Below are 25,689 nucleotides of genomic sequence, written 5' to 3'. Positions count from 1 at the left end.
TCATCTTTCCACTTAACCTTATTTCCAATGTCCCAACTCTTTACTGTTTCTGGTGCTGTCATACCACGAGTAAAGTTATACTCAATTAAATATCTTGTAACTGGCGGTGTTGCCCTTCTTACAAATTTAAATGCCCCTAATAATTGATTATAAATACCATCTTCTGCTTCTTTATAATCGTCAATTTCCTCTTGCAATAGGTCATTTTCTTCAATTCCCATTGCCCGAAATGGTGTATCTGTAAAACCCTTAATCATTTTTCGAACAAATTTTGTTGTTTCCATTACTGGATTTTTTATTTGCTTCTCTCTTTTATCCTGATTTAATTGCACTAATAAAAAGAAGTGGTACTCTGTATTTTCTTTTGAAACTGACGATTGTTGTAAGTACACTTTTACCTTTTCAAACAAGGTTTTTGCCGTATTTGATAACGGCCCTCTCAATCTTGCAATATGTTCATCTATGATTGCGTCAGAATCAGTTACTTTTGGAATAACAAGTAAATGAAAATCACTTTCTAATTGTGCAAATAATGACTTTTGATTCGAAAAGTATGTTTTTTTCATACGTTCGCTTTGATGTTCATACTCAAACCCTTCAATCTCGTAAATACTCCACACCCGCTGATCTGTACAAAAACAAAGATTATCTTCTACATGATTAATCGGAAACTCTGATACATTTCTTAATGCCATTATTAAACCCCCTCACTTTCCGGTTCAATTGTTAAACGTGAATTCAATCCCGCTCCCGAACTCCCCGTTTGAACAGTATTTCTTTTCATCACGATTCCCTCTGCTGGTACAGGAATAAGAAACTTTGGTAGATTCGATCTTATTACACGGCCAATGTAAAAACCTTTATTTTCACCATTTAAACTTCCTCTTACATGTTGACTACTCATCCTTCTTCCTCCTTCGTTAATACCTTAATACCATTCATCTTTTTCTAATCGCACTGTCTCAAATTCTTTTGTATCTTGTTCTATTGGAGTCAACGGATAATCTTCTACCTCCTCTTGACTCATTGGTGTAATAGAAACTACATCCGATTCGTGGAAACGAATAAATATAGGACTCTCAAATACATATTGCTTTGGTTTTTCAAATCGTATAGAGCGTGACATTTTATGTGGTCTTAACTTAAACAAAACCCATGATCTAGCAAATTTCAAAAATGACTTCCCATCAGTTTTATACGTATCTAATCCCCATACTGCAAAACCTGGAATAATGATGTAATATGGAAGCCAAAATTCATCAGCAATTGGCCCAATAAACCAAGCAGTCAAAGGGAAAACTCTCAATATAACAAACACCAATACGACTAAAGCATAATAGCCTAACATCCTCCACGACACTGGTCGTGGAAGACGATAGCCTAACAATTCATATTGGCGACGTTCATATTTCATATAACTCCCAAACGTATATACGATAAAAGGTTTTGATTTCTCTTCCATCGGCAAGAACGCCTCCTTATATTTTTTACATTCCTAACATTCCACCTAAGAATGACCCTACTTTTTTTAGAGTTTCTGGTGCCGCTATAAGGAAGAATCCAAGTCCACCTACAATCACAATCGTAACTAGGAAACCCCAAGCACGCTTCGCAACACAAAAAATAACTAATCCGATAATAATGATCCCTAGTGCATATGCTCCTTGTGTTTTAACCCATTCATACGCTCCATCTAACCCAAAACCTAGTATCATATTGTTTAATAAATTCATTTTATTTTCCCCTTCCTATTTCACTTTCATATCAGTAATGATGTATTGTTTTGCTTCTTTTTTAACAGTTAATACATATTTCATTGTCATTTTCGAACCTGAAACAGTATCCTTCATTTCAACGCTTGTATGAACTTCATACGTGTCTTTCTTTGATCCTACATACACTTTTGCATCTTTCACTCGTTCAAAGTGAAGTGCTCCTTCTAGACCTTTAATGTCTTTATTGTGTACCACGTACTCTAATTCTTTTTGAGTCGCTGTTGTGTAAGATTTGAAAAATGTCGGTAAGAAATCGCTAATTTCTTGTTTCACCTTATATTCCGCTTCCTCTGACTTTTCTCCATCTTTATCAGCTTTTATTTTCGCCTTATTATCCATTTTCACAATCTGTGGATTTCCTGTTACAATAAACCCTTTTCCGTCCGTTTGAATTGGTACAGCAACAGTTTGTGTAACGTCTTTTCCTTCATCCACCTTTTTGATTTCTTCGCCTTGCTTCTCTTCTTTTTGACGATGAAGCTTGTAATCTACTTTTAAAATCATATCTGCGCTTTGATTTCCAGTTTCCTTTACACGTAAAACAGTGGCTTGTATATAATTCGCATCCCACTGAAGACTATGCATATCCAAACCTGCTTGCGGATCTGTTCCTTCCAGTAGGTATGGTTTCAAACGACTTTCTCGATTAGAGCGCTCAACATCTTCACGTTTCCAAGTAAAGTATTCTTTTACAAATTGCTTTGTAAATTCAACTGCTTCTGGCCTTGTCGTCTCATTTTGTTTTATTTGTATTTGAGAATCCGGACTTTTTTGCGCCATGGCCTTCAACTTATTAATGTTAATTAAGCCTGTGATTGATACTATAAACATCCAAAGGAAGAATACCCAAAAGACAATACTTCCAATTTTCTTCGCCTTATACGAAGGAACTCGGAAAGGTTTTCGCCTCTTTTCCCTCCACAAATTTAACCTTTCTTTTATTCCCACACCGTTTCACTCCTAACCTTTTTTATCAAATGCTTTAGACAGGCCCACTACCGCTACTGTTACAACTAGTAACCCTTCCCATCCGTATTTTCCATAAATCTCTAGAAACATAGACTTTATTTCTTCATAAATCGGTTGCGCTTCCGGAAATCTACGAAAAATAAAATCTTTTGATACGACTAGCACAATGGCTGCCGTGACAAATGAAATAATTGTTGAAAGAACAAATCGAAACATCTTCTTACAACCTCACTTTCTCACTCGGATTCCTGATGTTCCGATAAATCGCTCCAAATGGATTTTGTAGAACTTCTTCAAATAACACGACATATACAGGTACTTGGGGACTCTCCATTTCTTTCATATACCGTAACAATTCTTTTTGTCTCCCCTCATTTCCGGCAATAAAGATTAGTCGCCATTTCCCTACCGGATATGTTAGCCCTGCATATCGATCGTAGTTTTTAACCGCTTCTTCCCGGCTTAAAAAATCGTTATACCGTCGGAGCTTTTTCTCGATAACTTCTTTTGTTCCGTATGTTCGTTCCATCTCCAAAAACAAGCCATAATTCCCTTCGATTTCGGCTTTCACACCAATAACAGCTAATCCATCCGGACGAATAACAGCACTTTTATTTTTGTCGTATTGAAACGTCCCTCTTGCTTCATTAATCCACTCTTTCAAGCCGATTGGAATTTCCTTTTTTGACTGTTCTAACATGGCATATTCAACATGAGCCAACATCAAGCTATGATAGACAAACGTTGCAACTCTATTGGACCATTTATAATTCCAATGCACCTCACCACGTAACTCCCGCACCATTTCAACACCATATTTATCAAGGGTATAAATATTACATCCATTCCCTGATCGCCTTCGCTTCCCTCGAATACTCGCCACTGGATGCCTTTCACTTTTGATGTAATTTTCTTTCTCTAATTTTGCAAGCCGAGCATAAATCGATTTTTCTTTATGGTCGGGATAATTTTTGGCACGTATATACTCAAAATCCAAATAGATATGCGTGTGAATATCCATTAATAACTGTTCATCTTCAGTGGTTAAAAACATGACTCCCCTCCTCCCCACCATTAAAAGTCAAAGATACTTTTTTCTTCTTTCGATTCCACATCTTTCTCTTTTTCTGGTTCGTCTTTTTCATTTTCAAAAGGATACCCTTCTTTGCTATCATCCTCTGTCTCAACTGAAGAAACATTTTCTTCCTTCTTTTTTACGAAAAGATGATCTGTCTTCTCCATCTCCCAAGGAAACGGCATATCCATAATGACAGGTGACTCTTCTTGGTTCACCTCTTTTTCAGCTCTTGCAAATATCGATTCTTCTTGCTTCGCTTCCTCTTCAGCTCTTGCGAATATCGATTCTTCTTGCTTCGCTTCCTCTTCAGCTCTTGCGAATATCGATTCTTCTTCTTTTTCCAGATTCACTTTAATTGAGGTTGCCGCTTCCTTACCAAATAAGAAAGCATTAATCTCTTGGTCTAGTTCTTCAGCCGATTTCCCACGTTTCTCTAATTCTGCAATTTTAGAGAACGTCCATTCATTCGACTTTTCAATTTCTTTAATATCTTGATAGTTTGCAACTTTGCCATTCGGGAGATAACGATCTAATGGCTTTACCTCTACGGTGCACCACACGTTTTGTGCTTTCCCATCAATCTTATCTTGCGTTTGGACAGCTGCCACTAGGTCTGGTAGGTCTTGCAAATATTGCGCTCGGAATCGTCTTTGCATAATTCCTTCCAGCGTTTTAGCCGATGCCTCTCCCTGCCTACAGACAAAGAAGTTACCACCAATTTCCTTGAGCGCATCTGCTAAATCCTTATCTAATTGGCCCGAAATTTGTTGTGTAATAATCCAAAGACCCAAACCATATTTACGATCTTCAGCTACAATCTTCGGAAGAATTGGCACTTGCACTTTATGAGCTTCATCGATAAAAGAAAGGTGTAATTTAGACCCAATCGGTCTTTGCTGTACTACGCGATGATACTGACTCTTGATATAACCTATCGTCAGCTGTATATCTGCATTTCCCATACCGGACAAATCATAGAAGATAATGTATCCTTCATCCATCCACTTGCGTATATCAAGAGAGAAGTCAGATTGTCCGTATATGCGTTTTAAATACGTGGTACTACGAAATATATCTAAACGGTTCAATAACGGCTGTATGCTGTCTTCTAGGGCGTTTCCTATTTCGTTTTTCCAGAAGTGTTTATAATATAACGACTCTGGTCCTTCTAGGTTATCTAACACTCGTTCCCGAAACAGCTCATCTGTTCCAAATGCGATAATACTTAACGTGGTATGCGTTTGACTTGTGTCACAGAGTAAAGTACCGATAATTGCCTTTAAAATCCTTTCTGTTTGAACGGCTTGGCCTGACACAATCGTTTTGATACTCGTCATAATCGAATCAATAACCGTTTCTGTATCCTCTGATTCTGTACGATGCAAAAGATTTAATCCTGGTGGGTATTTCGTGTTTCGAAAACGAATAAAGCGAACTTTATCCCAATTAACTTTCTTCCCATCCAATTCTGCCTTCATCATTCGATTTAAAGCGATGATAGCCAAGTCTGGTGTTGGATCAAATAACGAAAATCCACTTGCCTCTTCCGGATTTTCTAACCACAAATCCAAGGCACTTTCCATGATATTCATTGCAACCGTACTCTTACCCGATCCCGTTTTCCCAACAATGGCTCCCATTTTTTTAAACTGTTCCTCTGTAATTCGAACCATACGATCTTTAAATAATGGGTGTACAATAGTTCCAACGCCCAACCCTTCTGTTAATCGGTCTTGCGGTAACATTTCTTCCCCTTTATCTAAGTACAAAATCTTTTTTTCCACTTTACGATCTTTATCACCCGTAATATTAGGAAGGTGAAGTAAGTTCGCAAGTTCTGATCCCGTCCAGGTCATACGCCCATAATATGGGCAAGGAACACGCCAAATAGACCAACGAAACGAACGATACCGGAGTTCATTAACATCAGCCATCATGCTTGCAATTATATTTCCTAACCCTTTTAACACTTTTACACCTGGATACATTTCAGTTGCCATAGAAACGGTTACTTGAAATGCTGTTTCATTGCCTAAAAAGCGCTTATTCAATACCTTGAATTCATCTTTTTCAAAAACATCTAATCCTAGTTCCTTCTTTTTACGCGCTTTAATATCCGCTTCCGCTTTTCGAATATTTTTTGTTAAGCGATACCCTCGATCTGGCGAAAACGATATATCTATCCATGTTTTTTCTGCCATACCATCTAATAAGATTGGTAGTGTATCTTTTGTAAAGCAAGCAAGTGGCAATGATTTTTTTGACTTCAACATCATACGACCACCTACTGCACCACCAAACCATCTGTTTTTCGGAAACGGTACTTCATCCATCGTTTGTTCGTATACTTCCGCATGTACATATACACCTTGAAATGCCCGAATCACATGATCCACACTTTCTGTGGGGCCACCTAAGTAAAAATGTAACTTTTCACTTTTCTCGTTTACATCCGGTGGTTGATACATTAATAGTCGATACCAATCGCGACCCTTCCACAATTGCTCTAGTGGCTTCCTTCCCGCACCGTGTACTTGTCGGATCATTCCACTTAATGTGTCTGCTGTTGCTTCATCAGACACATGAGGGATAATCAAAAAATATTTGTAGTTCTTTCTTTCCATTCTGTATAAAATAACTGTTTTGATTACCCAAATTGTTATCACAATAACAATTAAGAGAAGACCCGTGTGTACAACCCTTTTCACAATTGGCTCTATCTGAATCAACCTGTTAATGATTTCTTGTCTTGTAATCCAAACAAATAATACACCAGCTAATAAGAGACAGAATCGCCAATGTTTGGTTACTAATTTCAATACAGCTTTCTCTAGTTCTTTTTCAAACTTATTAGATGCCACAACCTCACTTCCTCATAAATACATCTCTCTTGCTTTGAGTACTCTTTCAAGAAATTAATTCTTGCGCTTCCATTTCTACAAATGGAATATCCCACTCTACCAAGTACTGAATATATGTCAATCTTGCTTCCACATACTCTTCTTGGTTCTTCCACCTTGTATGGCTGCCGTCACAAAGTACAAAGAAAGAAACTTTTTTCAATTGACTAACCAAAGCATCATTTGGATCATCTGGGTTGAAAATTTCTTTCGCTTTTTCATGTGCACGTAACACTTTATCTCTTGAATAACCGCCAACTAATAAATAATGTGGAATCATTAAGCCCATGTCGTTATCACACCTTATCTAGCTTATTTCAATCCATGTTCACTTTTACAAATGGTAGTTTTGCACTTTGTACAAACAATACCTCCCATTAAACTTTGCTCCCAATGATCGTCGTTTTTACACTCACACATATTATCTTCGAGTGCTTTATTCCATATCTCATCCAACAAATCCATATGAGTTTTAGTCATACATCATCACCTCACTATATAACTTTCATGACTCATTAATTATCTCTGCAAATACATCTTTGAATCCCTCATAACCAGATACAACAATCAGCCCTAAAACAATGCCTAATACCGTTCCTTTAACCAATATCATAATGGTTCTACCTGATTCATCTGGTTGTTGCATAGTGACTAACAATTGACACAACCCTATACTAAGCACGATTATAAACGCATGAATTGTTGAAAACATATCTTCACTCTCTTTCACAAATGTCAGGCCACTGACGATTCAATAAGCACGACACCATTTTTACGTTGATTAAACTCTAATATGATCTTATCGAGCGCCGAGGACGTTGTTGAAAGTAAAGCATCCACATATTTTCTTCTTGCTTGTTTCTTTGTAATTTCAGTTGGAATCCCTTCTTCTCTTACTTGATCTCCACTTTCACCTGCTACTATTTCGGTGTAAACCTCAAATGCTTTCTCTGTATTTTCAGCTGCAACCAAAGCCCAATACTCATGTTTATCAAATTCAAAATAACGCATAATCACTTCTCCTTTTTTTCTGTCGAATTGAAATTTGTTATTGTATCTTTTGAAATCTGATTGCTTCATTGTCTAAATCTTGACGGATAATTTCAGTTAGTTTTGACAGTGCCTCTTCAGCTTCAAAACGTTCTAAAAATGAAAAGCTACCGCACTTAAAGTCAAAAGTATACAACCCAACTAGATACCCAGCTTCACCAGTCAAGTGAAACATTCGTTCTTTATTAACATAGCTAACTAGTTCTATATTTAAGTTATCCTTTTGCAAAATTCGCCTCAAAAGATTTTTTCTTTTGATTTGAAAAGCCGGTCTATATCTTTCGACTATATTTTGAATCTTTTCTCTAAATTCATCATTCAAGTAACGAATACTTATATGAACTTCGTATGGTTTTAACGCTGTCCTATCAACCTTTATATCCGCTCCTATTTGATAAAAAACATGCATCCCCTCACTCCTTCATCGATTTCATGCACAATCCAGAAAGAGCAAGTACAAGAGCTCTTGTAGATTCTTTACATATCAACATAATTCGAAAAGCGTAATAAGAAGGATGATCCCTTTCTAATTGGTTTGTGATATTTTCTAAAAAACCATCTTTCTTTTCACTTTGCATAACAAACGTCTTTACATCTGATAACCTGACCTGTTGCTTATGTCTGTCTTTCACGTAAAGGATTGCTCCGCTCAAAAATGACTGTGTAGTCCTCAACCATGTTAACCCTGCACTTTCATGAAGCACTTGTTTTGTCATTTCTGTTGCGAGTTCATATGCTTGTTTTTTCGTTTGAATATCAACAATTCCATTAGAAACGATCATTTCTTTCACCCTTTCATCATTATGTGATTATTGTAAAAAAACTAAGGTAAGAATTAAAATAGAAATCCAACCAAATTCAAGATAAAGTAAACACCCAAAATGACTGTAACTACAACCAATAATGGAAACCATCTTTTCATTTCCCTTTTCATCATACTGAGTGTGGATGCCAATGAACATGCGAACAAGATACTCTCAACATAAGGAAAGTGATTGTTAAATAGATACTTCCAAAACAACGATATTGAAATCACATATTTTCTCCTTTTACCAAGTTATCTAGTGTTTCACCATTCAGTACCTTTTCTACTTTTTCGAACAATCCATATACGCTCATTGTTTTTTCCTCATTAACTGGATGAAGTATGTCAAAAACACCCTGACTTAAACTTTTCAATACTTCTAATTCTTTTTGAGCATCCTCTTTATCAATTGGCCGCATTACGAATCTATTTGCTACTGAAGTAATTTCCAATTCAAATTGATCTAAAATTTTATCAGCAATTATTTTCCCATTTAACTTATCCATATTTAAACTCCTTTTCGATTAACATTCCTAAGTTATAAGACTAGTTTTATAGCTCTGTAGCATATAACACCAATTACTTGCCAAAATAGAAATGCGAGAGTAAGAGCATATTTACACCCTTTTGCAAAAGCTAAGGGATCATCAATGGAATGCCTGGTTCTCTTCACAATTTTTCATTACCCCACGCTCGTTTTGTAATATGCAAGACACACAACAAGATTAGATACAAAGAATACGGCATATTAGTCATCGCTACAATTTGTAGAAATGTCATTTCGCCTAAGCCTTCAAAAAGTGGTACAGACATACCATTCTTATCTAAAAGTGCTCCAAACAATAGGAGGAACAATAGAATAAAATAGCTTCTTACAAGTTGCTTTATGATGCCCAAACTAGACATAAATTCATTTAAAGAGTGGTCTTTTCGTTTCTGCAAAAGAAGATTTCGACGACGTTCAAATTCTTGAGCAAAAATTTCTTTTTCTTTCGAACAATCCACTTCGAATTTTTCTTTCCGATACGGTTGAAGTTCTGAATTCATAAAGCCTTCACGTATGCAAATTTCTTCAGTTTTTCTCCATTGCGACTTTTGATACAGGTAAGAATTTCTTCCGAAAAATTCTATTATTAATTTGTTCTTTCTTCCTGGGTTTACGAACATTTCATATCCAGCTAATGCCCAAGCTAAATCAATTGCTTGTACGGTGTCATTTTCTTCACAAAATTGAGGAATTGTAACCACACCACCACATGCTATTTCTTTTCCATTCTCTACACGTTTGTTAAAGCTATATTTGGTTACACCACCGTGTTCCACACACAAAACAGCTTGTTTAAAACTTTCCTCAATACGAATATCATTCTCTACTATCCGCCGCATCAAAATGTCTTTTGGTGAAAGGTACATATAATCTCTCCTTTCCAATCAATCAGTTTTTGTTTTCCATAAAAAGCTAGCACCAATACACCCTATTAAATAAATGATTAACATTTTCAAAACCACTTCTATTATCATGTCATTCATCCCCATATTCCTCCCCTAATACATGCAATGCACAAGCTACGATTATAAGAGGAATTAATAACAAAAAGTTCCCAATATCTCGGCATCTCCCAAACACCGCCATCCTCTCCTTACAATTGACTTCCCCTAATAAAAAGAGAGCTATCCAGTTCAAAAAATAGCTCTCTCTTGTTGTTATTATTCTGTATGCACGGTGCTATTTGAGACAAAACAAGGCATATAATCTCTCGGCCTGGCGTGACGATGATTATATGCCCCTAAAATATCTTCACTACTCTACAAATGAAGATATAATTTATATTTTGTTATATAACCCTTAAATTATTCTGCCTTTTTCTTACGTCTCAACACGTAAGCTCCACCAGCAAGAGCAATTAGTCCAGCTAACCCTTCCCAATAAGTCACTTTACCACCTGTTAATGGAATCGTATACTTTTCCTTTGGTTCCGGTTGAACCTCTGGTTTTGGTGTCTCCACTTTAGGTTTTTCTGGTTGTTTTGGTTGCTCTGGCTCTTGTGGTTGCTTTGGTTCTGGTGTTTTCTCAACTGGTGGTACTACATATACTTCATTTGACATAACATGTTGGTTTCCGAAATGTAGTTCACCAATGTTTGGCACACCATCTTTCTTTAAATACGGTGCTAATTCCTCTGCTTTTACACCAGCTTTGATCTTCGCATCAATTTTCAGCGTGTATGTTTGACCCGCTAAGTATAGATAGCTGCCGTCTTTCTTATCGAAAACAAAATCAATACGGTTGTCGTTAATGTGCAATTTACCCGTCGTTACTTCGTTTCCTTCTGCATCAACTAGTTTCGCTCCTTTTACTTCTAGAACATTCACTAACTCGTCTGATAAACGAGCTTCTTTCCAGTTTCCTGTTCCATTACCCATTTTGTATGTTACGTCATATACAAACGCTTCATCCTTGGATTCTAAAGTCGCTTTTTCTACTAGTTTTTCATCACTATCGGATACTTTCTTTTCTACAACTGGCTTTTCTGTTGGCGGAATCACATATACTTCATTTGAAATAAATGGTTTATCTCCACCAATGTGTAACTCTGCTGTATTTGGTACACCATCCTTAGCGATATATGGTGCTAATTCTTCTGCTTTTACACCCGCTTTGATCTTCGCGTCAATTTTCAGCGTGTATGTTTGACCCGCTAAATATAAATAGCTGTCGTCTTTCTTATCGAAAACAAATTCTACTTTATTTCCGTCGATGTTCATTTTTCCTGTTTCAACTTCTTGGCCTTTTGCGTCAACTAGCTTCGCTCCTTTTACTTCTAAAACGCTCACTAGTTCATCTGACAAACGGGCTTCTTTCCAGTTTCCTGTTCCATTACCCATTTTGTATGTTACATCGTACACAAACGTTTCATTTTGAACTTCTAAAGTTGCTTTTTCCACTAGTTTTTCATCGCTATCGGATACTTTCTTTTCTACAACTGGCTTTTCTGTTGGCGGAATCACATATACTTCATTTGAAATAAATGGTTTATCTCCACCAATGTGTAACTCTGCTGTATTTGGCACACCATCTTTTACTAAGTATTTCGCTAAGTCTTCTGCTTTCGCATCATCCTTAATCTTGGCATCGATCTTTAATGTATACGTTTGACCCGCTAAGTACAGGTAGCTGCCATCTTTTTTCTCGAAAACAAATTCTACTTTATTTCCGTTGATATTCATCTTTCCTGTCTTAACTTCCTGGCCCTTCTCATCAACTAGCTTCGCTCCTTTTACTTCTAGAACATTCACTAATTCGTCTGATAGACGAGCTTCTTTCCAGTTTCCTGTTCCATTACCCATTTTGTATGTTACATCGTATACAAATGGTTCGTTTTGAGCTTTCAAAGTCGCCTTTTCTACTAGCTTTTCATCGCTGTCAGATACCTTTTTGCTTACCTTCGGTTGCTCCGTTGGTGGTACTACAAATACTTCGTTTGACACTAACGGCTTATTTCCACCGATGTGTAACTCTGCCGTATTTGGCACACCATCTTTTACTAAGTATTTCGCTAAGTCTTCTGCTTTCGCATCATCCTTAATCTTGGCATCGATCTTTAATGTATACGTTTGACCCGCTAAGTACAGGTAGCTGCCATCTTTTTTCTCGAAAATAAATTCTACTTTATTTCCATTGATATTCATCTTTCCTGTCTTAACTTCCTGGCCCTTCTCATCAACTAGCTTCGCTCCTTTTACTTCTAGAACATTCACTAGTTCATCTGACAAACGGGCTTCTTTCCAGTTTCCTGTTCCATTGCCCATTTTGTATGTTACATCGTACACAAACGTTTCATTTTGAGCTTCTAAAGTTGCTTTTTCTACTAGTTTTTCATCGCTGTCAGATACCTTTTTACTTACCTTCGGTTGCTCCGTTGGTGGTACTACAAATACTTCGTTTGACACTAACGGCTTATTTCCACCGATGTGTAACTCTGCCGTATTTGGCACACCATCTTTTACTAAGTATTTCGCTAAGTCTTCTGCTTTCGCATCATCCTTAATCTTGGCATCGATCTTTAATGTATACGTTTGACCCGCTAAATACAGGTAGCTACCATCTTTTTTATCGAAAACAAATTCTATTTTGTTTCCGTTGATGTCCATTTTCCCTGTTTTAACTTCTTGACCTTTCGCATCAACTAGCTTCGCTCCTTTTACTTCTAGAACGTTCACTAGTTCATCTGACAAACGGGCTTCTTTCCAGTTTCCTGTTCCATTGCCCATTTTGTATGTTACATCGTACACAAACGTTTCATTTTGAGCTTCTAAAGTTGCTTTTTCTACTAGTTTTTCATCGCTGTCAGATACTTTTTTCGTTACTTTTGGCTGTTCTGTCGGTGGTACTACATACACTTCATTTGACACTAACGGCTTATTTCCACCGATGTGTAACTCCGCTGTATTTGGTACGCCATTTTTTACTAAGTATTTCGCTAAGTCTTCTAAACTCACATTATCTTTGATTTTTGCATCAATTTTTAATGTGTATTTCTGTCCTGCTAAATATAAGAAATTTTCATCTTGCTTATCGAAAACGAATTCTACTTTGTTTCCGTTGATATTCATTTTCCCTGTCTTAACTTCCTGACCGTTTTCATCAACTAGCTTTGCTCCTTTTACCTCTAAAACGTTAACAAGCTCATCTGAGAGACGAGCTTCCTTCCAGTTTCCTGTATCATTACCCATTTGATACGTTACATCATATACAAATGGTTCGTTTTGAGCTTTTAAAGTCGCTTTTTCTACTAGTTTTTCATCGCTGTCAGATACTTTCTTATTTAATTTCGGTTGTTCTGACGGTGGTGTTACTCTTGGCACATTTGAAACAAATGGCTTGTCGTCCACTTTTAATGTCGCCTTATTTGGTACACCGCCATCTTTAATGAACTTAGCTAATTCCGATGCGCTTGCATCTTCTTTGATTTTCGCATCAATTACTAACGTATAACCTTTATCTGTTAAATAAGAAAGTGATCCATTTTGTTGCACAAATTCAAACTCAATATTCTGGCCATTAATTTTTACTGCGCCCAATTTCGTAACATCATTTCCTTGTCCGTCAATTAGTTTTACAGCTGTCGGCTCTAATACATTTTCCAATGTGTCATGAATGCTTGCTTGTTTTGAATTTGTCATATCTTTAAAACCAACATTCACTTTATATTGGAACGGTTCATTGCGCGCCTGTAATGTCGCATGATCCATTTTGTCTTTCTCGTCACTATCTGAAACGGTTTTATTAATAATCGGTTTACAATCTTCTAGCGGTTTTACATCAACCTCTACATTTTTAACGGATGTATCTTCGTCCAAGATTCGAGCTGTCCCTTCTGCTACAAGCTCTTTCGCTTTCGCTGTATCTTTTGCTTTGATCTTGTATGTAAGCTCAAAGTCACCTTGGACTTTTGATAAATCCCAACGTAATTTATTTCCGTCTTGCTTTGGTTGTACTGTTCCACCAAAACTTCCAGGTACAATTTCAAAATTCGGATTTACGTTATCTTCTACGAAATCTTCCATACCTTTACGTACAGACTTAATAACGTCACGAATCGCATTTCCTAAATCAGAAACATTCCCTGTAGTTACATCAAAATACAACCCATTACTTGCTGTTTTCTTGATACGATCACGGAATAGAGGTACTAAAGAGTCTTTCCTATCGTCTAAAACTCTAGTAAAATAGGAGTCATCTTCCCAGTAGACTGTAGCAAAGTCATATCCTTTTTCCTTGACTTGCTGGGCCTTGGAAACCATGTCTGCTGTGGAAGTGTCCCAATCATTAAAGTAATCAGCTTGATGACCCCCTACCATTTTTTCTTTCAGATGCATTATTCCATCTTCTCGAACATTTTGAGCACCATCAGTGACTAACATAAATACCGTTTTACGATCATGTATATCACCTTTGGCATTTTCGTAATGATTCAAGGCTGCTGTAATTCCATGGCCAGTTGGGGTTGTTCCGCCAACTTCCATACCATGTATTGTTCTAATAGCTGAATCAACATTTCCTGTTAACTCATGATGTAATGGTGTTTCTAAATCTACACCTGCTGTTGCCGCAATAGAACCGTCTGGATTTATAATTCCATGATCTCCACGGAAACCAGACACTTGAATACGGTCTACATCGGAACGTAATTCTCTTGCTGAATCAGCAACAAACGATTTCACATCATTCCAAATTCCTCTGAACGAGCCAGATTGATCTTGTACGATGACCAAATCCATTTTATCTTTACCTAAAACCTTATTTCCTTTTAAGGTTACTTGGTATTCTCTCGCACACATATGACCAGTACTTTCTACATCGCGATCAATTTCAGCCAGTGCGCCTAATGGATTCATTAACATCGTTGTCGCCATAACTGAAGCTACTGCTTTTTTTAAGCGAGATGGCTGTTTTTTTGACATCGTATGCCTCCTTTATTCAATTTTCAAGGATCAGGTAAAACTAAAAAAACCACACATTCTAATTTTAGTATTGAGAAAATTCGGAATTATCAATTTATAATTTGTTCATGATTTTTCCTATTTATTTTAGGCTTTTAGCCTAATTTAATTTACAATACATAATTAGAGAGGGTTTTTACTAGGAAGTTTAAAATATATACAACATACATTATTCGGTATTAATGTATGTTCGATAGAATGTAGGATAAAACATATTTTCAATTGGTACTCCTAGACACTCTGCAATTTTTTTAGCATAGGCACATTTCACATTACGTCTACCTGTTTCAATGTCATATAATGTACTTTTGGCAATCCCAGATTCTTTTGATAGTACTGAGATTGTTATATTTTTCAATTCCCTACATTCCCTAACAGATTGTACTTTTTCTTTTTCGGTGTTCAATTATGTTCACCCCCTTTGCCTTAATTACATCTTATTAGGCTTCGAGCCTAAAGTCAACACTTAAAGTTCATATTTTTAACACTTTAAGTTCAAAATATTGATACCGCTTATTAGATCGGAGTGATAGCACATGAATTCAAATAACAACATTTTAGGAGAGAATATAAAAAGGTTTAGGATAATCAAAGGACTATCTCGAAAAGAAATGGCAGCATCCTTAAACACTACATATAGAACTGTTTCTAGTTGGGAGACTGGCGAGAAAAAACCCCGTTATAAAAAATTAGAACAAATTGCTGAATTGCTTAACATTGATTCTGCTGCCTTATTGCAGAATCAAATTCAAGATGAAGATATTTTAAAAAGCATTAATGAAGATCCGTTCGAGAGATTGGCAAAGCAACTTCATGAAGCCTATATGAGTGTTCCAGACCAATACAAACCCATTATTGAAAATGAACTACTTAAACATGCTAATAACCTAAAAAACAAATTAAATAATAATAAAGGATAAGAGAGTTTAACTAGCATCGCTCTCTTTTCCTTTCTCGTTATATTTTGTGCAAAGTTCCATTAATTCAATAATCTCTTTCAAATCCATATTTTTTAAGATTTCTCTAATATCCTTCTGTGTAAAATAACTCATCATTTCCTCCATCCCTTGTGAAAAAAACCACAATTTTTTCATAATTTCTTCGAAAATAGATTTATAAAATACCCAATAAATGCACAAAAGACACCGTAATATACGATGTCTTTTGTTAAAATATGTATTTTTTACCAAAATCAACCACCACCACCAGGGTCAACCATCTTCATTAAATGCATGCTTTGGGTTGGTAGATCTTGTGTCTCTTGTGTTTCTATATTACCGTTTTTTACCACAGGAAACAATAGTAAAATCACAACAACTAATGCCATTAGGCGTTTCATACTATTTCCTCCTTACAAAATTTATATAGTTCTTTCTAAATATTCATTATAAACGTATTCTGCAAATTTCCCATATAAAAAATCATTATTTGATTTAAACATGTTAATCGACTTAACTATTAACTTCAAATCATCTTTTGCCAATCCTAAATAACAGGTTTGCAAAGCCGTTAACTGCTTATTTTCTTTTTCAAGGGCTTCTAAAATAAGAATCGCTTCATGTTTCTTGTCTATTTTTATTAAATATAAGGCATATTCTGCTCGGTGAAGTTTATTAAACTCTAGTTTATCTATATCTCTCCACCAAAATATCCTTATAAAATTTATATCGTTGCATGCCATATTATACTTCAAGCTATTCTTATCATGTTTTAAAATCTTTAGCGCTTCTTCAAAATACATTAATGATTTTTGATAACTAGAAAACATGAAACTTTCTCCGCTTCTAATATTCAATAAACTTTCCATAACTGGGAAGAATCTTAAGTCTTCGCATTCCCTCAACTTTATATTTTGTTTTTCGAATTCCACGATATGATCTTTACGTAAGTTAGAATAACTCCATAATTCATATATCCAAAACTTATATAACTTTTTTAAATATTCATTCGTTACTAAAAGAATGTTTTCTTCAATTCTTCTTTTATAGGATTCTATCAAAGCAAAATCACCTAGATCGCATAGAATCAGTACACTTAATATATCGCAAAATATTACTATGTCATGTTGTTTTTTATTTATGAGAAATCTAGATTGTTGAACTTCAAAATATATATCCTCTACATTTCGTCCTTCTAACCGATCTAGATATAATTTAAAAATTTTCGCTAATCGATTCAACTCCAAATCGTCACTTTCTTCGCATTTACAATAAATACTATTCATTAATTGTGGATGGTCATTTAAATGTGCTATTGCAAATGCAACTTTTATATTAATATTTGAACGATTTTCTAGTGAATCTATATAATCAATAAAATATTGTTCCTGCTTAAATTTATTTTCTTTACACATACAGTATGCAACCTTCGAAAAAGTATATGCGGATAATTCTCCCCCTTTATTTATCCAGTGAGAAATTGTTGATGGTGCAACACCAACCTCTTTCGAAAATTCCGTGTACGTTTTATTATTAAATGCTAAATAGTCGTCAAAATCCAGGGATAACCTCCTCATCCATTCCACCTCTTTTAAAAGAATATTCAGATACAATTCCATCTAAATTATACCACAATAACCATATTTATGAATTAAAGCGTGATTTCTCAATTAATTTCAGAATATTCCGAACACGTTTTCTAGAAATACTTCTATCTTCCCTACCTATTCTATCCAAAATACGAACTTATGGTGTTGATATTATTCATATAGAATTGTAAAATATATATAACGAATTTCTAAAACAAAATTATTTTTCTATATAACTACATAACTACAAAAAAAAAAACCCCACCTCACATGGTTTCAATTGCCCTCTAGTTTGGCGACTAAAGCATTTGAAACCATCCCGAAAGATAGAGTTTTTGTGAACAGCTTTTATATTTGTTATAAGATAATTATACCATAGAACAAATATATTTGTGAATATATGCGAACAAAAACCTCTCTTTTTTGTACAATTTGGTGCGGGAATAACCATTAGGAGGTTTTTTTCGTGTTATTAAAAAATTTTTTACTTAGCAAAGCAAAAAAAGAACTAAGTCCTCGACTCAATCACTTATCAAATAAAACTGGGTCTGTTAATAGAGCAATTAAAAAAGTTATTAAAGAGATTGATAATATCATATTAGACCTAGAAGGTATTACTACTAAAGAATACCTAGTAACTCCTCGTAAATATCAAGCACTTGAAACAGTGTTATCTTTCTTAGTGCATGAAGGCTATTCCCAAGTAAAGCAAGATACTTTAAGTAAAAAATCAGGAATCTCGAAACCCCTTATTAATGAGATCATCGCTTGGCTAGAAGACATAGGTGTATGCCAACAAATCAAGACTCGATATGGTGGTAAAAAAGCTCCTTCTGTATATATCCTAACAATCCATTCAAATTATATGGACATCATAAGTTATTTTAGAAACACATGGGCATTAGCAATTGAAGTAACAACTACCTTTTCAAAGGCACTCCAAGAAAAAGTATTTAATACAAAAAAAACAGAAGAACCTAAAAAGGAAGTACCCCAAAAATGTGTACAAGGAATTAGTCACTTTGATTTAAATACAACTCCTGAAATACCAGAAATTTTAGAGGAACATGCAAGTTCAGATCAAAAGGAAGCATATCAGTACGCTAAAACTCGTTTGAAAAATAATTCTCATGTAACAGATGAAGATTGCTATAAAATCGCAATGAAAATGCCAAAATCTATGGATAAAATCAAATTTGATGCTTTCTGTGAAACTTTAGAGTGTTTAAATATACAAGCATCCTCTATAGATCATATAGCTGCATGGGTAGAAAATGCTTTTGAATTAATCCATAAAGAGCACATTCAAAAACAAATACGCCAAAAGGACCAAAAAATAGAGTCCAATAAATTTTCTCTTATTAAAAACTTGGCCTTTGTTACAAATGCATTAGGGATCTCAACTAAATAATTCCAAAAAAATAGCCTTTTATAAGGTTTTTTTGTCATGCCTAAATCTAAGTACTCACCTTTTATTAGTATTTCGAAAAATAAGAGCTAACACTTTACAGTGAATAGCTCTTATTTCATCCTGTTCAAACATATCCCTACTACATCTATTCATCTTCCAATCTTTTTCTTCTCTTCCATATAAACACCTACATTCGATAAAATTCGTTAATATCTTTTTTCCTCAATTTCAGCAAAGACCAGCAAGGAACAACAAGCTTCCCCTTACTATCTCCAAAATCATCTATAAATATATTTTTTATCAAAAATCCATACACTTGATAGACTATAAATCTACTAACCATTTGAATTTGTAACTACTAAGAAATTTACCAAGAAGAATTCTCTTCATCCATTGATATAAAAGGGCTGAAGAATCATTTTTTTCTTCTAATGATTTTAATCTTTTTATTGTCTTTATTTTAAAACAAGTTATAAGTGAATATAGGATTCTTAATAATTATTTGCAATTCTTTTTCTATCAAATAGATTTTATTAGAAAGCAAGCTTGAAAACTATCACTCTTCCCTAAAATTCACTAAACCCTCTATTTTGGTTTTTCAGCAAAGTTAGTGATTCTTCCCTATAAAACCTCAAAAAAACGATTACAACTCAATCTAGAGTTGTATAACGAAGTTTTATTAGAAACTGTTATGTCCCTGTGGTTCAGTTTGCTACAACAATAATTGTGTATATCCCCTGAATTTTCATCTGATTCATCAAACAAAAGATTCCTATACGTCCGATTATCAAACGGTTACCAAAAAGTTATTATTTTGATTCTGACTAGTTATCTAAGTGCCATCTATAAAGAGTGCAAAAAGATGCTTTGTCATATGATTACAAAAACATAACGAATCGAACACGAATTGATTATTGATGATCATATTTAAGTAATCGCTAGGTAATTAAATGGTTATCTTAATGTTATTTTATAATCAATTTCAGTTGCGCTACCCTAATAAATATGATATAATTACTTTAAAGTATTAAAAAGTAATCTTTTTGTAATTGATTAGATTTCAAAAAGTGTCTATACGATAACGAAATAGTAATTAAAGGGAGATGTGTTTATGAGTATAGTGTTCAACTTAAAAGCGGATATTGGAAATAGTAAGGTTAAATTTAAAATTGAGGATCAGGTTCAAAAAGTCCCTAGTGTATATAAACGCTTATTTACACCGCTTACTCCAAGTGAAACAGATATCGAAAAATGTGTTGTGAATTTACTCGATGAGTTAAATGTACATATTACAAGTTCTGCAATTAAACGTAGTGGCCAGTTTTTAGTAGGAAAGCGTGCTATGAATTTTGCTAAGGACACAACAACAATGGATATTGAAGAAGGTGGAAAACACGAAGACGATCTACCAGTTATTCATTTAGTTAGTATTGTGGCTGCAAAGGCAATCCAAAAGGAATTTGGAGAAACAAGAAATTTACCCAAAACACTTGATGTGAAAGTGAATTTAACTACAGCTATTCCAGCTAGTGAGTGGAAACCAGAACATGCTAGAACGTTAGAAAAAAGATTTATAGAAAAGCCACATGTTGCAATTGTAGATATTGCTGAAGAAAAAGTAACAGTAACAGTTACTTTTGAAAACGTAATTGTTACAAGAGAAGGAATTCCGCCATTATATCGAATGATCCGCGCAATCGCTAATGGTGAAAAAGAGATGTTTAGTAGATATGTAGAATTTTGCAAAGAACAACTGGGATATAGTGCTGAACAAATTGAAGCATTATTAACAGTAGAAACATTTTCAAAAAAGAAAATCCTCCATTCTGATATTGGTGATGGTACAACTGAGTACATTTATACAGATGGACTGAATCCAATCCCAGATTCTTGTACGGGTGAACGTCGAGGTATTGGTCATGCTTTATTAGAAGCGATCTCTTTATTGCAAAATAATAGACCAGGAGTTGGAGAGCTTACTCGTCAACAATTCGCTGAAATTTTATTAAAGCCAGAACATAAATTCCACAATGAAGCAAAAGGGTTTTTCTATGAGACGCGTTTTGTTCAAGCTGAAAATATTATGCGAGATATCCGCAATAAATACAGAAACAATACAGCTAGTGAAGCTGAGGTAATTGCAATATACGGTGGAGGATCAATCGCATTAGAAGAGGATTTAGAAAAAGAATTAATGTCATTCTGTAAGAGAAATAAATTAGAATTGCTATGGATTCCAGCTGAATATGCGGTAGATATGAATATTGAAGGTTTAGATGTACTAGCAACTGAAGTGTTAGTTTAGGTAGGTGTTAACATATGAAAGCAAAAGGAAGACCAGAACAATATGGATGGAAACTAAAAAAAGTAAATGATCCGGATTTTTGGGAATGGTACGAAAATCAAGATAATATAGGTGAATCATTAGTTACTTTGGCACAGTTTTTCATTAAACAATATGGCACGTTAGATGTGAAAAGCTTTGAAGCACAACAAGCAATGCATAAGGATTTATTGATGAAGGATGAATTTTATCAAGATTTCCACCAAATGAAAGCTTTATTGCAAGGAAATACAGTTGTACCTATTCCTAAAGTGGCTGCTGAAGAGTTACCGGTTCAAAAAGTTGAAACTTCAAAAGCTAATTCAGTAGAGACAGAGAGTACACACAAAGAAGAAACGAAAGAAAAAGAAGTCAAAGAAGAATCGCCAAAAGAAAGTTTATTTGGTGGTGTAAATCCTAAAAATATAATTTAAATAAATCTTAATGAGGTGGCTTAAATATGCTTTTATATTTCGATATGATTTTACATTATGTAGAACAAAAAGAAATACCATGTAGATTAATTTTGATTGAATCAAAACAAGTAACTGGAAAAGTAATTGGCCATGATCCATACATGATTTACCTTCAAGATAATGACGGAAAAAAACACTTTCTTTTCAAACATGCAATTAAGGATGTAGTACCACAAAAAGACATAGATTTAGAAAAAGTCAAAGAAGAAATGACACAATATAACGAAGAAAAAAAGAAACAAAAAAAGTTACAAAAATTATGAGGGAAAAATGCTAGTTGTCTGTAATGGGCAACTAGCATTTTTTATGTGAGAGGACAGGAAGGAGTATGGCTGCCATGACAGTATAATGTCATGGGGGGAGAGTAGTTATATGGTGAGGATATATATAGGGGCAATATATGTACAAGGTATATAATATGTATGTTATATGATGGTGTTTTGTACCGAAATACGAAAGATGCTGTACTATGTAGGAACTATGGGATATGAATTGAATGGGATGCCGGCCGCCGCGATTTACTGTAGTTAAAAGACTAATAGCCTTTCGATTAGTTACAGTATTCTACGAATACAGTAAACTATCTCAAGGATAACTTCGGTAATTTTATTGTTTCTAAGAAACACAATATAGCTTGATATAATAGGATTTAGCTATAGAATTGCTATAGGAATAGATACAGAACTAGTTTATAAGTATTCTTACACCCATTCTTATATTAATTCTGCTCATTTCTATGGTAAATCCGCTAATAATTCTTAGTTAAATTCTATACCTATTCTGCATGGTGTTTTCTTTGAAATGTAAAAGAATTTTGAATGGAAAATGAACTTTTAATTGCAGGCACAGCCAACCTCCAAAACGAATAAATGGGATATTTATTTAGAGAATATTCGCTTTAAAGATGACTGAATTTTATGTAAAATTAGCTCAAAAAACATCACGAAGAGAAAGATCCTCACTGCGAGACAATTTAAAAATCAGGACTATAAGAGAGAGCACCTTCAAAAAAAGAAGAAAAATAGAAGGAAAAAGAACATGAAGGCAGAATGGCCCCTATTGCCGAATGTAAGATTTTTATTGTATAATTGCGGTACACAATTTTTATGAAAAAGAGGTGTATAAAGATGACCTGGGAATTCAAAAAAGTCGAGTTTTTGTCTTCATTAAAATCTCGTGGCCGCAAGGAGTCGACGCTTAAACAATACCGTTACGATCTCAATTTATTCATATTCTGGGTTAAGAAAAGGCACCCTACGCCTTCTCACGAAGTCTTTCAGAACTTCGATACAAATAGACTGTCCAGCTTTTTAAATGCGCTCAAAAAGGATCGTAGGGCTTCTAATTCAAACATAAAGCGGATTAAGGGAGTCGTAATCAATTTTCTACAATTTCATGGGAATGAAAACGATTTAAAAAGCGATGTATCTCCACCCCCTCTTACATCTAAAAGCTTTGCTTCAGATAAGGAAATACGCAAATTAATGCGCACTATTACAACTTTAGATGGTTTAACAGAATACCAGGCATCCGGAAGAATACACATTCTGAATAGAAATGTTCTTTTGATCCGTTTTATGCTAAAGTACGGGCTATCTATCCAAGACATTGTTTCGTTGTCTATGCGCGATTTAAAACTTGCTGAAGGTATAATTACCCCTGGGCAATCAAGTGCGCTCAAACGCCCTGTAAAGCTATCAAAAAAAGACAGAGAATTAATCCTGGACTATTTAAATGACATTCCAGAAACAGTACGTCCAAGACACCATAGTGATGATCCGCTCTTTGTCGCTTTTGATTTCGCGCCACAAACATTTCGTTGGGATTATGCTCAAAATGCTCCTGCAGCATTAACAAGAGTCAGTGTTCAAAGGATGCTTCAAAAGGAAATCAAACGTGCCGGTATTCACGTCACGCCTACGACGTTGCGAAATCGTTGGATACTAAATGCTTTACAAAAAGGGATGACACCAATAGAGATCAAATCATACCTGGGATTAAAAAGCATAGAAGCGCTACATCGTTATGTAGTGTTTTGGAGGGAATTAGAAGAATCTTCTTCATACGGTAAGTGAAATTTTTCAAAACACTTAGAGTATGCTCATAAGGGTTTCTTTGCCCATCCCCTCGAAACGGAGGAATTAGTAAAAAAACCCTTATAAATAAAAGATTTTAGAATGGTTGACATACCCCTAGTTGTAGTTTTTTTACAATTTACTTTAACGGTGTATGGTGTGAAGGTTCATAACCTCTATTAAGATATCGGCTATTAATTTTCCATTTTCGAAAATAATTTGGTTTTTAGTGTATGGATCTATATACTGTCCCAATCCTTTACTCAACATAATTTCCAGTTCATTATTATCTAAAATGCGACAAGATAAAATGGTAGGGTGTTTACTAAAAGCTCGATAAAAGTTTAAGGTTTGACTTAAAGAAGCGGCCAACGGTCTAAGCATTTCATCATAGTAAGGACTCATATCTTCAGCTATTTTTTCGTTTAAGATAAAATCCATTCCATCATCTTTTATGTCAAATCGAAATAAAAAAATCAATATATCTCCCTCCTTTTATAGCGTACAATCATTTTTTACATAGCAATCGTGGATATAGCTTGTTTATAAATTAATTGTTGTTTACCGTTAACCATCATAAGTACAGTAAAACGATCTACTCCAACAATTTGCCCTGATATTCTGACGCCACTTCTTAAAAATAGAGTAATATTCTTTTTTTCTTTTTTTAATCGCTCATAGTTTTCCTCTTGAAAGTCCCTCATCTATTTCTTCATCTCCTTTAAATAAACAACCATTTTATAATAATAATTGTATCAGTTTAATTCCGACCGTGGTCACTAGGAATTAAAAATAACATGATGCTCCATTTCTATTGAAAAACTATCCAAAAGAGTGAATCCAAGTACTATATTTGGTGTGAAATTATCCAAATACTCATTTGAATGCTCCATTTCACTCAAAAGTCTATCCACTACCTGTCACCGTATGCTGATTTGGATTTTTTTGTATTCTCCCCTTTTTTCGGGGGCTGGGCAAAAACATCCAAAACTAAAAAACAAACCTCCTGGTTTGTTTTTTAGTTCATTTTAATTCTTCTTTCTTTTTTTCAGCTCTTTTTATTGCTTCCTTTAAACATTTCATTGCAAAATCTTCACTTTTATATCTAATCGCTTCACAATTACCATGACCTATATTCTCAGGTAATAACCTTACCGCGAAATAAAACCCACTAAATAACAGTTCTAGCTCGTCTGCTGTAAACTCATATTTCTCTAACTCCCATGGCGATTTATATGCACTTTCGCTTACAAGCAATTCCTGTGTTGCATCTAACAAATAAGTTAAATAATCATGTAAACTTCCATTCTCTTTTATATATTCAGCGACTTTTAAATAATCACCTTGAAACTCTTGAACTGCAGCTAACCTAACTCGCCTATATTCAAAATTATTTTCATGATTATATGTTGAAAATTCTTCATTTTTCATAGTAAACCTCCTATTGACGGAAAATTCTAATTATATGTATTAATTTTAACATACCAAGTATAAAAGGGGTACAGCAACGATTCGTTCTTTTTCGGGCCACTTGTAAAAAGCTTTGAAATCTATGATAAAAAGTTAACTTTAAGGTACTTAGATTTGAAGTATGCAAAAACGTTCTCTTTAAATATGTTCCGTAAACTTATTTTTTCAGTAATATTTACAGAGTTCTGTAAACTAATCTTATTAAATTTATCCCAAAAAATTAACGAAATTCCAGTTCTGTAAACTTAAACTTGCGAATGGTCCCTAAAAGTAGTAATTGTTGCCGTGCCCCTGATATAATTGTATTTGATTCGCATACTATAATT

The 25,689-nt window shown here is 34.7% G+C and carries 29 protein-coding genes and 1 pseudogene; 6 read left to right on the top strand and 24 right to left on the bottom strand.

Annotated features, from left to right (window positions below; all coding sequences use genetic code 11):
* From DN393_RS30280 to DN393_RS30200, 18 genes and pseudogenes are all read right to left on the bottom strand, one after another.
* Positions 1–695, bottom strand: a pseudogene (locus DN393_RS30280) (ATP-binding protein); the annotation flags it as partial.
* A gap of 2 nt (positions 696–697) precedes the next feature.
* Complete coding sequence (locus tag DN393_RS30275; protein ID WP_000098277.1) at positions 698–904, bottom strand: hypothetical protein; 207 nt, start codon at positions 902–904, stop codon at positions 698–700.
* A 24-nt stretch (positions 905–928) separates the two neighbouring features.
* Positions 929–1,462, bottom strand: a complete 534-nt coding sequence (locus tag DN393_RS30270) for a TcpE family conjugal transfer membrane protein (RefSeq protein WP_149174272.1) — start codon at positions 1,460–1,462, stop codon at positions 929–931.
* Positions 1,463–1,487: 25 nt separating this feature from the next.
* The gene (locus DN393_RS30265) at positions 1,488–1,733 is read right to left on the bottom strand and encodes a TcpD family membrane protein (protein WP_001050788.1); all 246 of its coding nucleotides are present in this window, start codon (positions 1,731–1,733) and stop codon (positions 1,488–1,490) included.
* Between the two features lie 15 nt (positions 1,734–1,748).
* A complete protein-coding gene (locus tag DN393_RS30260) occupies positions 1,749–2,723 on the bottom strand; it encodes a conjugal transfer protein (protein ID WP_149174271.1) in 975 nt (324 codons plus the stop codon).
* A 12-nt stretch (positions 2,724–2,735) separates the two neighbouring features.
* Positions 2,736–2,960, bottom strand: coding sequence for a hypothetical protein (locus tag DN393_RS30255; protein WP_000488266.1), 225 nt, complete (start codon positions 2,958–2,960; stop codon positions 2,736–2,738).
* Between the two features lie 4 nt (positions 2,961–2,964).
* The gene (locus DN393_RS30250; RefSeq protein WP_149174270.1) at positions 2,965–3,798 is read right to left on the bottom strand and encodes a replication-relaxation family protein; all 834 of its coding nucleotides are present in this window, start codon (positions 3,796–3,798) and stop codon (positions 2,965–2,967) included.
* A 20-nt stretch (positions 3,799–3,818) separates the two neighbouring features.
* Complete coding sequence (locus tag DN393_RS30245) at positions 3,819–6,683, bottom strand: type IV secretory system conjugative DNA transfer family protein (RefSeq protein ID WP_149174269.1); 2,865 nt, start codon at positions 6,681–6,683, stop codon at positions 3,819–3,821.
* Positions 6,684–6,729: 46 nt separating this feature from the next.
* Positions 6,730–7,011: a hypothetical protein gene (locus DN393_RS30240; RefSeq protein WP_149174268.1), complete on the bottom strand. Its 282-nt coding sequence runs from the start codon at positions 7,009–7,011 to the stop codon at positions 6,730–6,732.
* A gap of 23 nt (positions 7,012–7,034) precedes the next feature.
* On the bottom strand, positions 7,035–7,202 hold the full coding sequence (locus tag DN393_RS31745; protein ID WP_179958546.1) for a hypothetical protein: 168 nt from the start codon (positions 7,200–7,202) through the stop codon (positions 7,035–7,037).
* Positions 7,203–7,227: 25 nt separating this feature from the next.
* On the bottom strand, positions 7,228–7,434 hold the full coding sequence (locus DN393_RS30235) for a hypothetical protein (protein WP_149174267.1): 207 nt from the start codon (positions 7,432–7,434) through the stop codon (positions 7,228–7,230).
* Between the two features lie 23 nt (positions 7,435–7,457).
* The gene (locus DN393_RS30230) at positions 7,458–7,733 is read right to left on the bottom strand and encodes a hypothetical protein (protein ID WP_149174266.1); all 276 of its coding nucleotides are present in this window, start codon (positions 7,731–7,733) and stop codon (positions 7,458–7,460) included.
* A gap of 37 nt (positions 7,734–7,770) precedes the next feature.
* Positions 7,771–8,181 (bottom strand): hypothetical protein, encoded by a 411-nt coding sequence (locus DN393_RS30225; RefSeq protein WP_149174265.1) that lies wholly within the window; start codon positions 8,179–8,181, stop codon positions 7,771–7,773.
* Between the two features lie 4 nt (positions 8,182–8,185).
* Positions 8,186–8,554: a hypothetical protein gene (locus DN393_RS30220; protein ID WP_149174264.1), complete on the bottom strand. Its 369-nt coding sequence runs from the start codon at positions 8,552–8,554 to the stop codon at positions 8,186–8,188.
* Positions 8,555–8,804: 250 nt separating this feature from the next.
* A complete protein-coding gene (locus tag DN393_RS30215) occupies positions 8,805–9,083 on the bottom strand; it encodes a hypothetical protein (protein ID WP_078986648.1) in 279 nt (92 codons plus the stop codon).
* Positions 9,084–9,246: 163 nt separating this feature from the next.
* Positions 9,247–9,990 carry a hypothetical protein gene (locus tag DN393_RS30210; RefSeq protein WP_149174263.1) on the bottom strand — a complete coding sequence of 248 codons (744 nt, stop codon included), beginning with the start codon at positions 9,988–9,990 and terminating at the stop codon, positions 9,247–9,249.
* Positions 9,991–10,428: 438 nt separating this feature from the next.
* Entirely contained in the window at positions 10,429–15,042 is a 4,614-nt protein-coding gene (locus DN393_RS30205; RefSeq protein ID WP_149174262.1) for an isopeptide-forming domain-containing fimbrial protein, read from the bottom strand.
* Between the two features lie 208 nt (positions 15,043–15,250).
* Positions 15,251–15,487: a helix-turn-helix domain-containing protein gene (locus DN393_RS30200; RefSeq protein WP_149174261.1), complete on the bottom strand. Its 237-nt coding sequence runs from the start codon at positions 15,485–15,487 to the stop codon at positions 15,251–15,253.
* Positions 15,488–15,617: 130 nt separating this feature from the next.
* Between DN393_RS30200 and DN393_RS30195 the strand changes: the two genes are divergently transcribed.
* Positions 15,618–16,001 carry a helix-turn-helix domain-containing protein gene (locus tag DN393_RS30195; RefSeq protein WP_149174260.1) on the top strand — a complete coding sequence of 128 codons (384 nt, stop codon included), beginning with the start codon at positions 15,618–15,620 and terminating at the stop codon, positions 15,999–16,001.
* Positions 16,002–16,007: 6 nt separating this feature from the next.
* Here the strand turns inward: DN393_RS30195 and DN393_RS32255 are convergent, their stop codons facing one another.
* The 3 genes from DN393_RS32255 to DN393_RS30190 form a co-directional block, all read right to left on the bottom strand.
* Complete coding sequence (locus DN393_RS32255) at positions 16,008–16,133, bottom strand: hypothetical protein (protein WP_255449898.1); 126 nt, start codon at positions 16,131–16,133, stop codon at positions 16,008–16,010.
* 140 nt (positions 16,134–16,273) lie between these two features.
* Positions 16,274–16,420, bottom strand: a complete 147-nt coding sequence (locus DN393_RS31740; protein WP_179958545.1) for a hypothetical protein — start codon at positions 16,418–16,420, stop codon at positions 16,274–16,276.
* A 21-nt stretch (positions 16,421–16,441) separates the two neighbouring features.
* The gene (locus DN393_RS30190) at positions 16,442–17,596 is read right to left on the bottom strand and encodes an AimR family lysis-lysogeny pheromone receptor (protein WP_149174259.1); all 1,155 of its coding nucleotides are present in this window, start codon (positions 17,594–17,596) and stop codon (positions 16,442–16,444) included.
* Positions 17,597–18,074: 478 nt separating this feature from the next.
* Here DN393_RS30190 and DN393_RS30185 point away from each other — a divergent pair, with 478 nt between their 5' ends.
* The 5 genes from DN393_RS30185 to DN393_RS30160 all read left to right on the top strand — a co-directional run bounded on the left by DN393_RS30185 (position 18,075) and on the right by DN393_RS30160 (position 23,893).
* A complete protein-coding gene (locus tag DN393_RS30185) occupies positions 18,075–19,019 on the top strand; it encodes a hypothetical protein (RefSeq protein WP_149174258.1) in 945 nt (314 codons plus the stop codon).
* A gap of 1,111 nt (positions 19,020–20,130) precedes the next feature.
* Positions 20,131–21,324, top strand: a complete 1,194-nt coding sequence (locus DN393_RS30180; protein ID WP_149174257.1) for a ParM/StbA family protein — start codon at positions 20,131–20,133, stop codon at positions 21,322–21,324.
* Positions 21,325–21,338: 14 nt separating this feature from the next.
* Positions 21,339–21,776: a hypothetical protein gene (locus tag DN393_RS30175; RefSeq protein ID WP_149174256.1), complete on the top strand. Its 438-nt coding sequence runs from the start codon at positions 21,339–21,341 to the stop codon at positions 21,774–21,776.
* Between the two features lie 26 nt (positions 21,777–21,802).
* Positions 21,803–22,081: an RNA chaperone Hfq gene (locus tag DN393_RS30170; protein ID WP_149174255.1), complete on the top strand. Its 279-nt coding sequence runs from the start codon at positions 21,803–21,805 to the stop codon at positions 22,079–22,081.
* 864 nt (positions 22,082–22,945) lie between these two features.
* A complete protein-coding gene (locus tag DN393_RS30160) occupies positions 22,946–23,893 on the top strand; it encodes a tyrosine-type recombinase/integrase (protein WP_149174254.1) in 948 nt (315 codons plus the stop codon).
* Positions 23,894–24,037: 144 nt separating this feature from the next.
* Here DN393_RS30160 and DN393_RS30155 read toward each other — a convergent pair whose 3' ends face one another.
* The 3 genes from DN393_RS30155 to DN393_RS32250 all read right to left on the bottom strand — a co-directional run bounded on the left by DN393_RS30155 (position 24,038) and on the right by DN393_RS32250 (position 25,324).
* Positions 24,038–24,373 carry a hypothetical protein gene (locus DN393_RS30155; RefSeq protein WP_149174253.1) on the bottom strand — a complete coding sequence of 112 codons (336 nt, stop codon included), beginning with the start codon at positions 24,371–24,373 and terminating at the stop codon, positions 24,038–24,040.
* 35 nt (positions 24,374–24,408) lie between these two features.
* Positions 24,409–24,597 carry an RNA chaperone Hfq gene (hfq, locus tag DN393_RS30150; RefSeq protein WP_149174252.1) on the bottom strand — a complete coding sequence of 63 codons (189 nt, stop codon included), beginning with the start codon at positions 24,595–24,597 and terminating at the stop codon, positions 24,409–24,411.
* Between the two features lie 319 nt (positions 24,598–24,916).
* Positions 24,917–25,324: a hypothetical protein gene (locus DN393_RS32250; protein WP_255449897.1), complete on the bottom strand. Its 408-nt coding sequence runs from the start codon at positions 25,322–25,324 to the stop codon at positions 24,917–24,919.
* Between the last annotated feature and the right edge of the window lie 365 nt (positions 25,325–25,689).

It is taken from the genome of Bacillus sp. BPN334, from assembly GCF_008368885.1.
In the GTDB taxonomy this organism is placed as follows: Bacteria; Bacillota; Bacilli; order Bacillales; family Bacillaceae_G; genus Bacillus_A; species Bacillus_A wiedmannii.
The sequence above is the reverse complement of the archived record's forward strand: the minus strand, read 5'-3'. Positions and strand labels throughout refer to the sequence as shown.

Coding starts and splice junctions, on each gene's coding strand:
- DN393_RS30275 (WP_000098277.1), bottom strand. CDS start 904: ATGAGTAGTCAACATGTAAGAGGAAGTTTAAATGGTGAAAATAAAGGT.
- DN393_RS30270 (WP_149174272.1), bottom strand. CDS start 1,462: ATGGAAGAGAAATCAAAACCTTTTATCGTATATACGTTTGGGAGTTAT.
- DN393_RS30265 (WP_001050788.1), bottom strand. CDS start 1,733: ATGAATTTATTAAACAATATGATACTAGGTTTTGGGTTAGATGGAGCG.
- DN393_RS30255 (WP_000488266.1), bottom strand. CDS start 2,960: ATGTTTCGATTTGTTCTTTCAACAATTATTTCATTTGTCACGGCAGCC.
- DN393_RS30250 (WP_149174270.1), bottom strand. CDS start 3,798: ATGTTTTTAACCACTGAAGATGAACAGTTATTAATGGATATTCACACG.
- DN393_RS30240 (WP_149174268.1), bottom strand. CDS start 7,011: ATGGGCTTAATGATTCCACATTATTTATTAGTTGGCGGTTATTCAAGA.
- DN393_RS31745 (WP_179958546.1), bottom strand. CDS start 7,202: ATGACTAAAACTCATATGGATTTGTTGGATGAGATATGGAATAAAGCA.
- DN393_RS30235 (WP_149174267.1), bottom strand. CDS start 7,434: ATGTTTTCAACAATTCATGCGTTTATAATCGTGCTTAGTATAGGGTTG.
- DN393_RS30230 (WP_149174266.1), bottom strand. CDS start 7,733: ATGCGTTATTTTGAATTTGATAAACATGAGTATTGGGCTTTGGTTGCA.
- DN393_RS30225 (WP_149174265.1), bottom strand. CDS start 8,181: ATGCATGTTTTTTATCAAATAGGAGCGGATATAAAGGTTGATAGGACA.
- DN393_RS30220 (WP_149174264.1), bottom strand. CDS start 8,554: ATGATCGTTTCTAATGGAATTGTTGATATTCAAACGAAAAAACAAGCA.
- DN393_RS30215 (WP_078986648.1), bottom strand. CDS start 9,083: ATGGATAAGTTAAATGGGAAAATAATTGCTGATAAAATTTTAGATCAA.
- DN393_RS30210 (WP_149174263.1), bottom strand. CDS start 9,990: ATGTACCTTTCACCAAAAGACATTTTGATGCGGCGGATAGTAGAGAAT.
- DN393_RS30205 (WP_149174262.1), bottom strand. CDS start 15,042: ATGTCAAAAAAACAGCCATCTCGCTTAAAAAAAGCAGTAGCTTCAGTT.
- DN393_RS30195 (WP_149174260.1), top strand. CDS start 15,618: ATGAATTCAAATAACAACATTTTAGGAGAGAATATAAAAAGGTTTAGG.
- DN393_RS32255 (WP_255449898.1), bottom strand. CDS start 16,133: ATGAGTTATTTTACACAGAAGGATATTAGAGAAATCTTAAAAAATATG.
- DN393_RS31740 (WP_179958545.1), bottom strand. CDS start 16,420: ATGAAACGCCTAATGGCATTAGTTGTTGTGATTTTACTATTGTTTCCT.
- DN393_RS30190 (WP_149174259.1), bottom strand. CDS start 17,596: ATGAGGAGGTTATCCCTGGATTTTGACGACTATTTAGCATTTAATAAT.
- DN393_RS30180 (WP_149174257.1), top strand. CDS start 20,131: ATGAGTATAGTGTTCAACTTAAAAGCGGATATTGGAAATAGTAAGGTT.
- DN393_RS30175 (WP_149174256.1), top strand. CDS start 21,339: ATGAAAGCAAAAGGAAGACCAGAACAATATGGATGGAAACTAAAAAAA.
- DN393_RS30170 (WP_149174255.1), top strand. CDS start 21,803: ATGCTTTTATATTTCGATATGATTTTACATTATGTAGAACAAAAAGAA.
- DN393_RS30160 (WP_149174254.1), top strand. CDS start 22,946: ATGACCTGGGAATTCAAAAAAGTCGAGTTTTTGTCTTCATTAAAATCT.
- hfq (WP_149174252.1), bottom strand. CDS start 24,597: ATGAGGGACTTTCAAGAGGAAAACTATGAGCGATTAAAAAAAGAAAAA.
- DN393_RS32250 (WP_255449897.1), bottom strand. CDS start 25,324: ATGAAAAATGAAGAATTTTCAACATATAATCATGAAAATAATTTTGAA.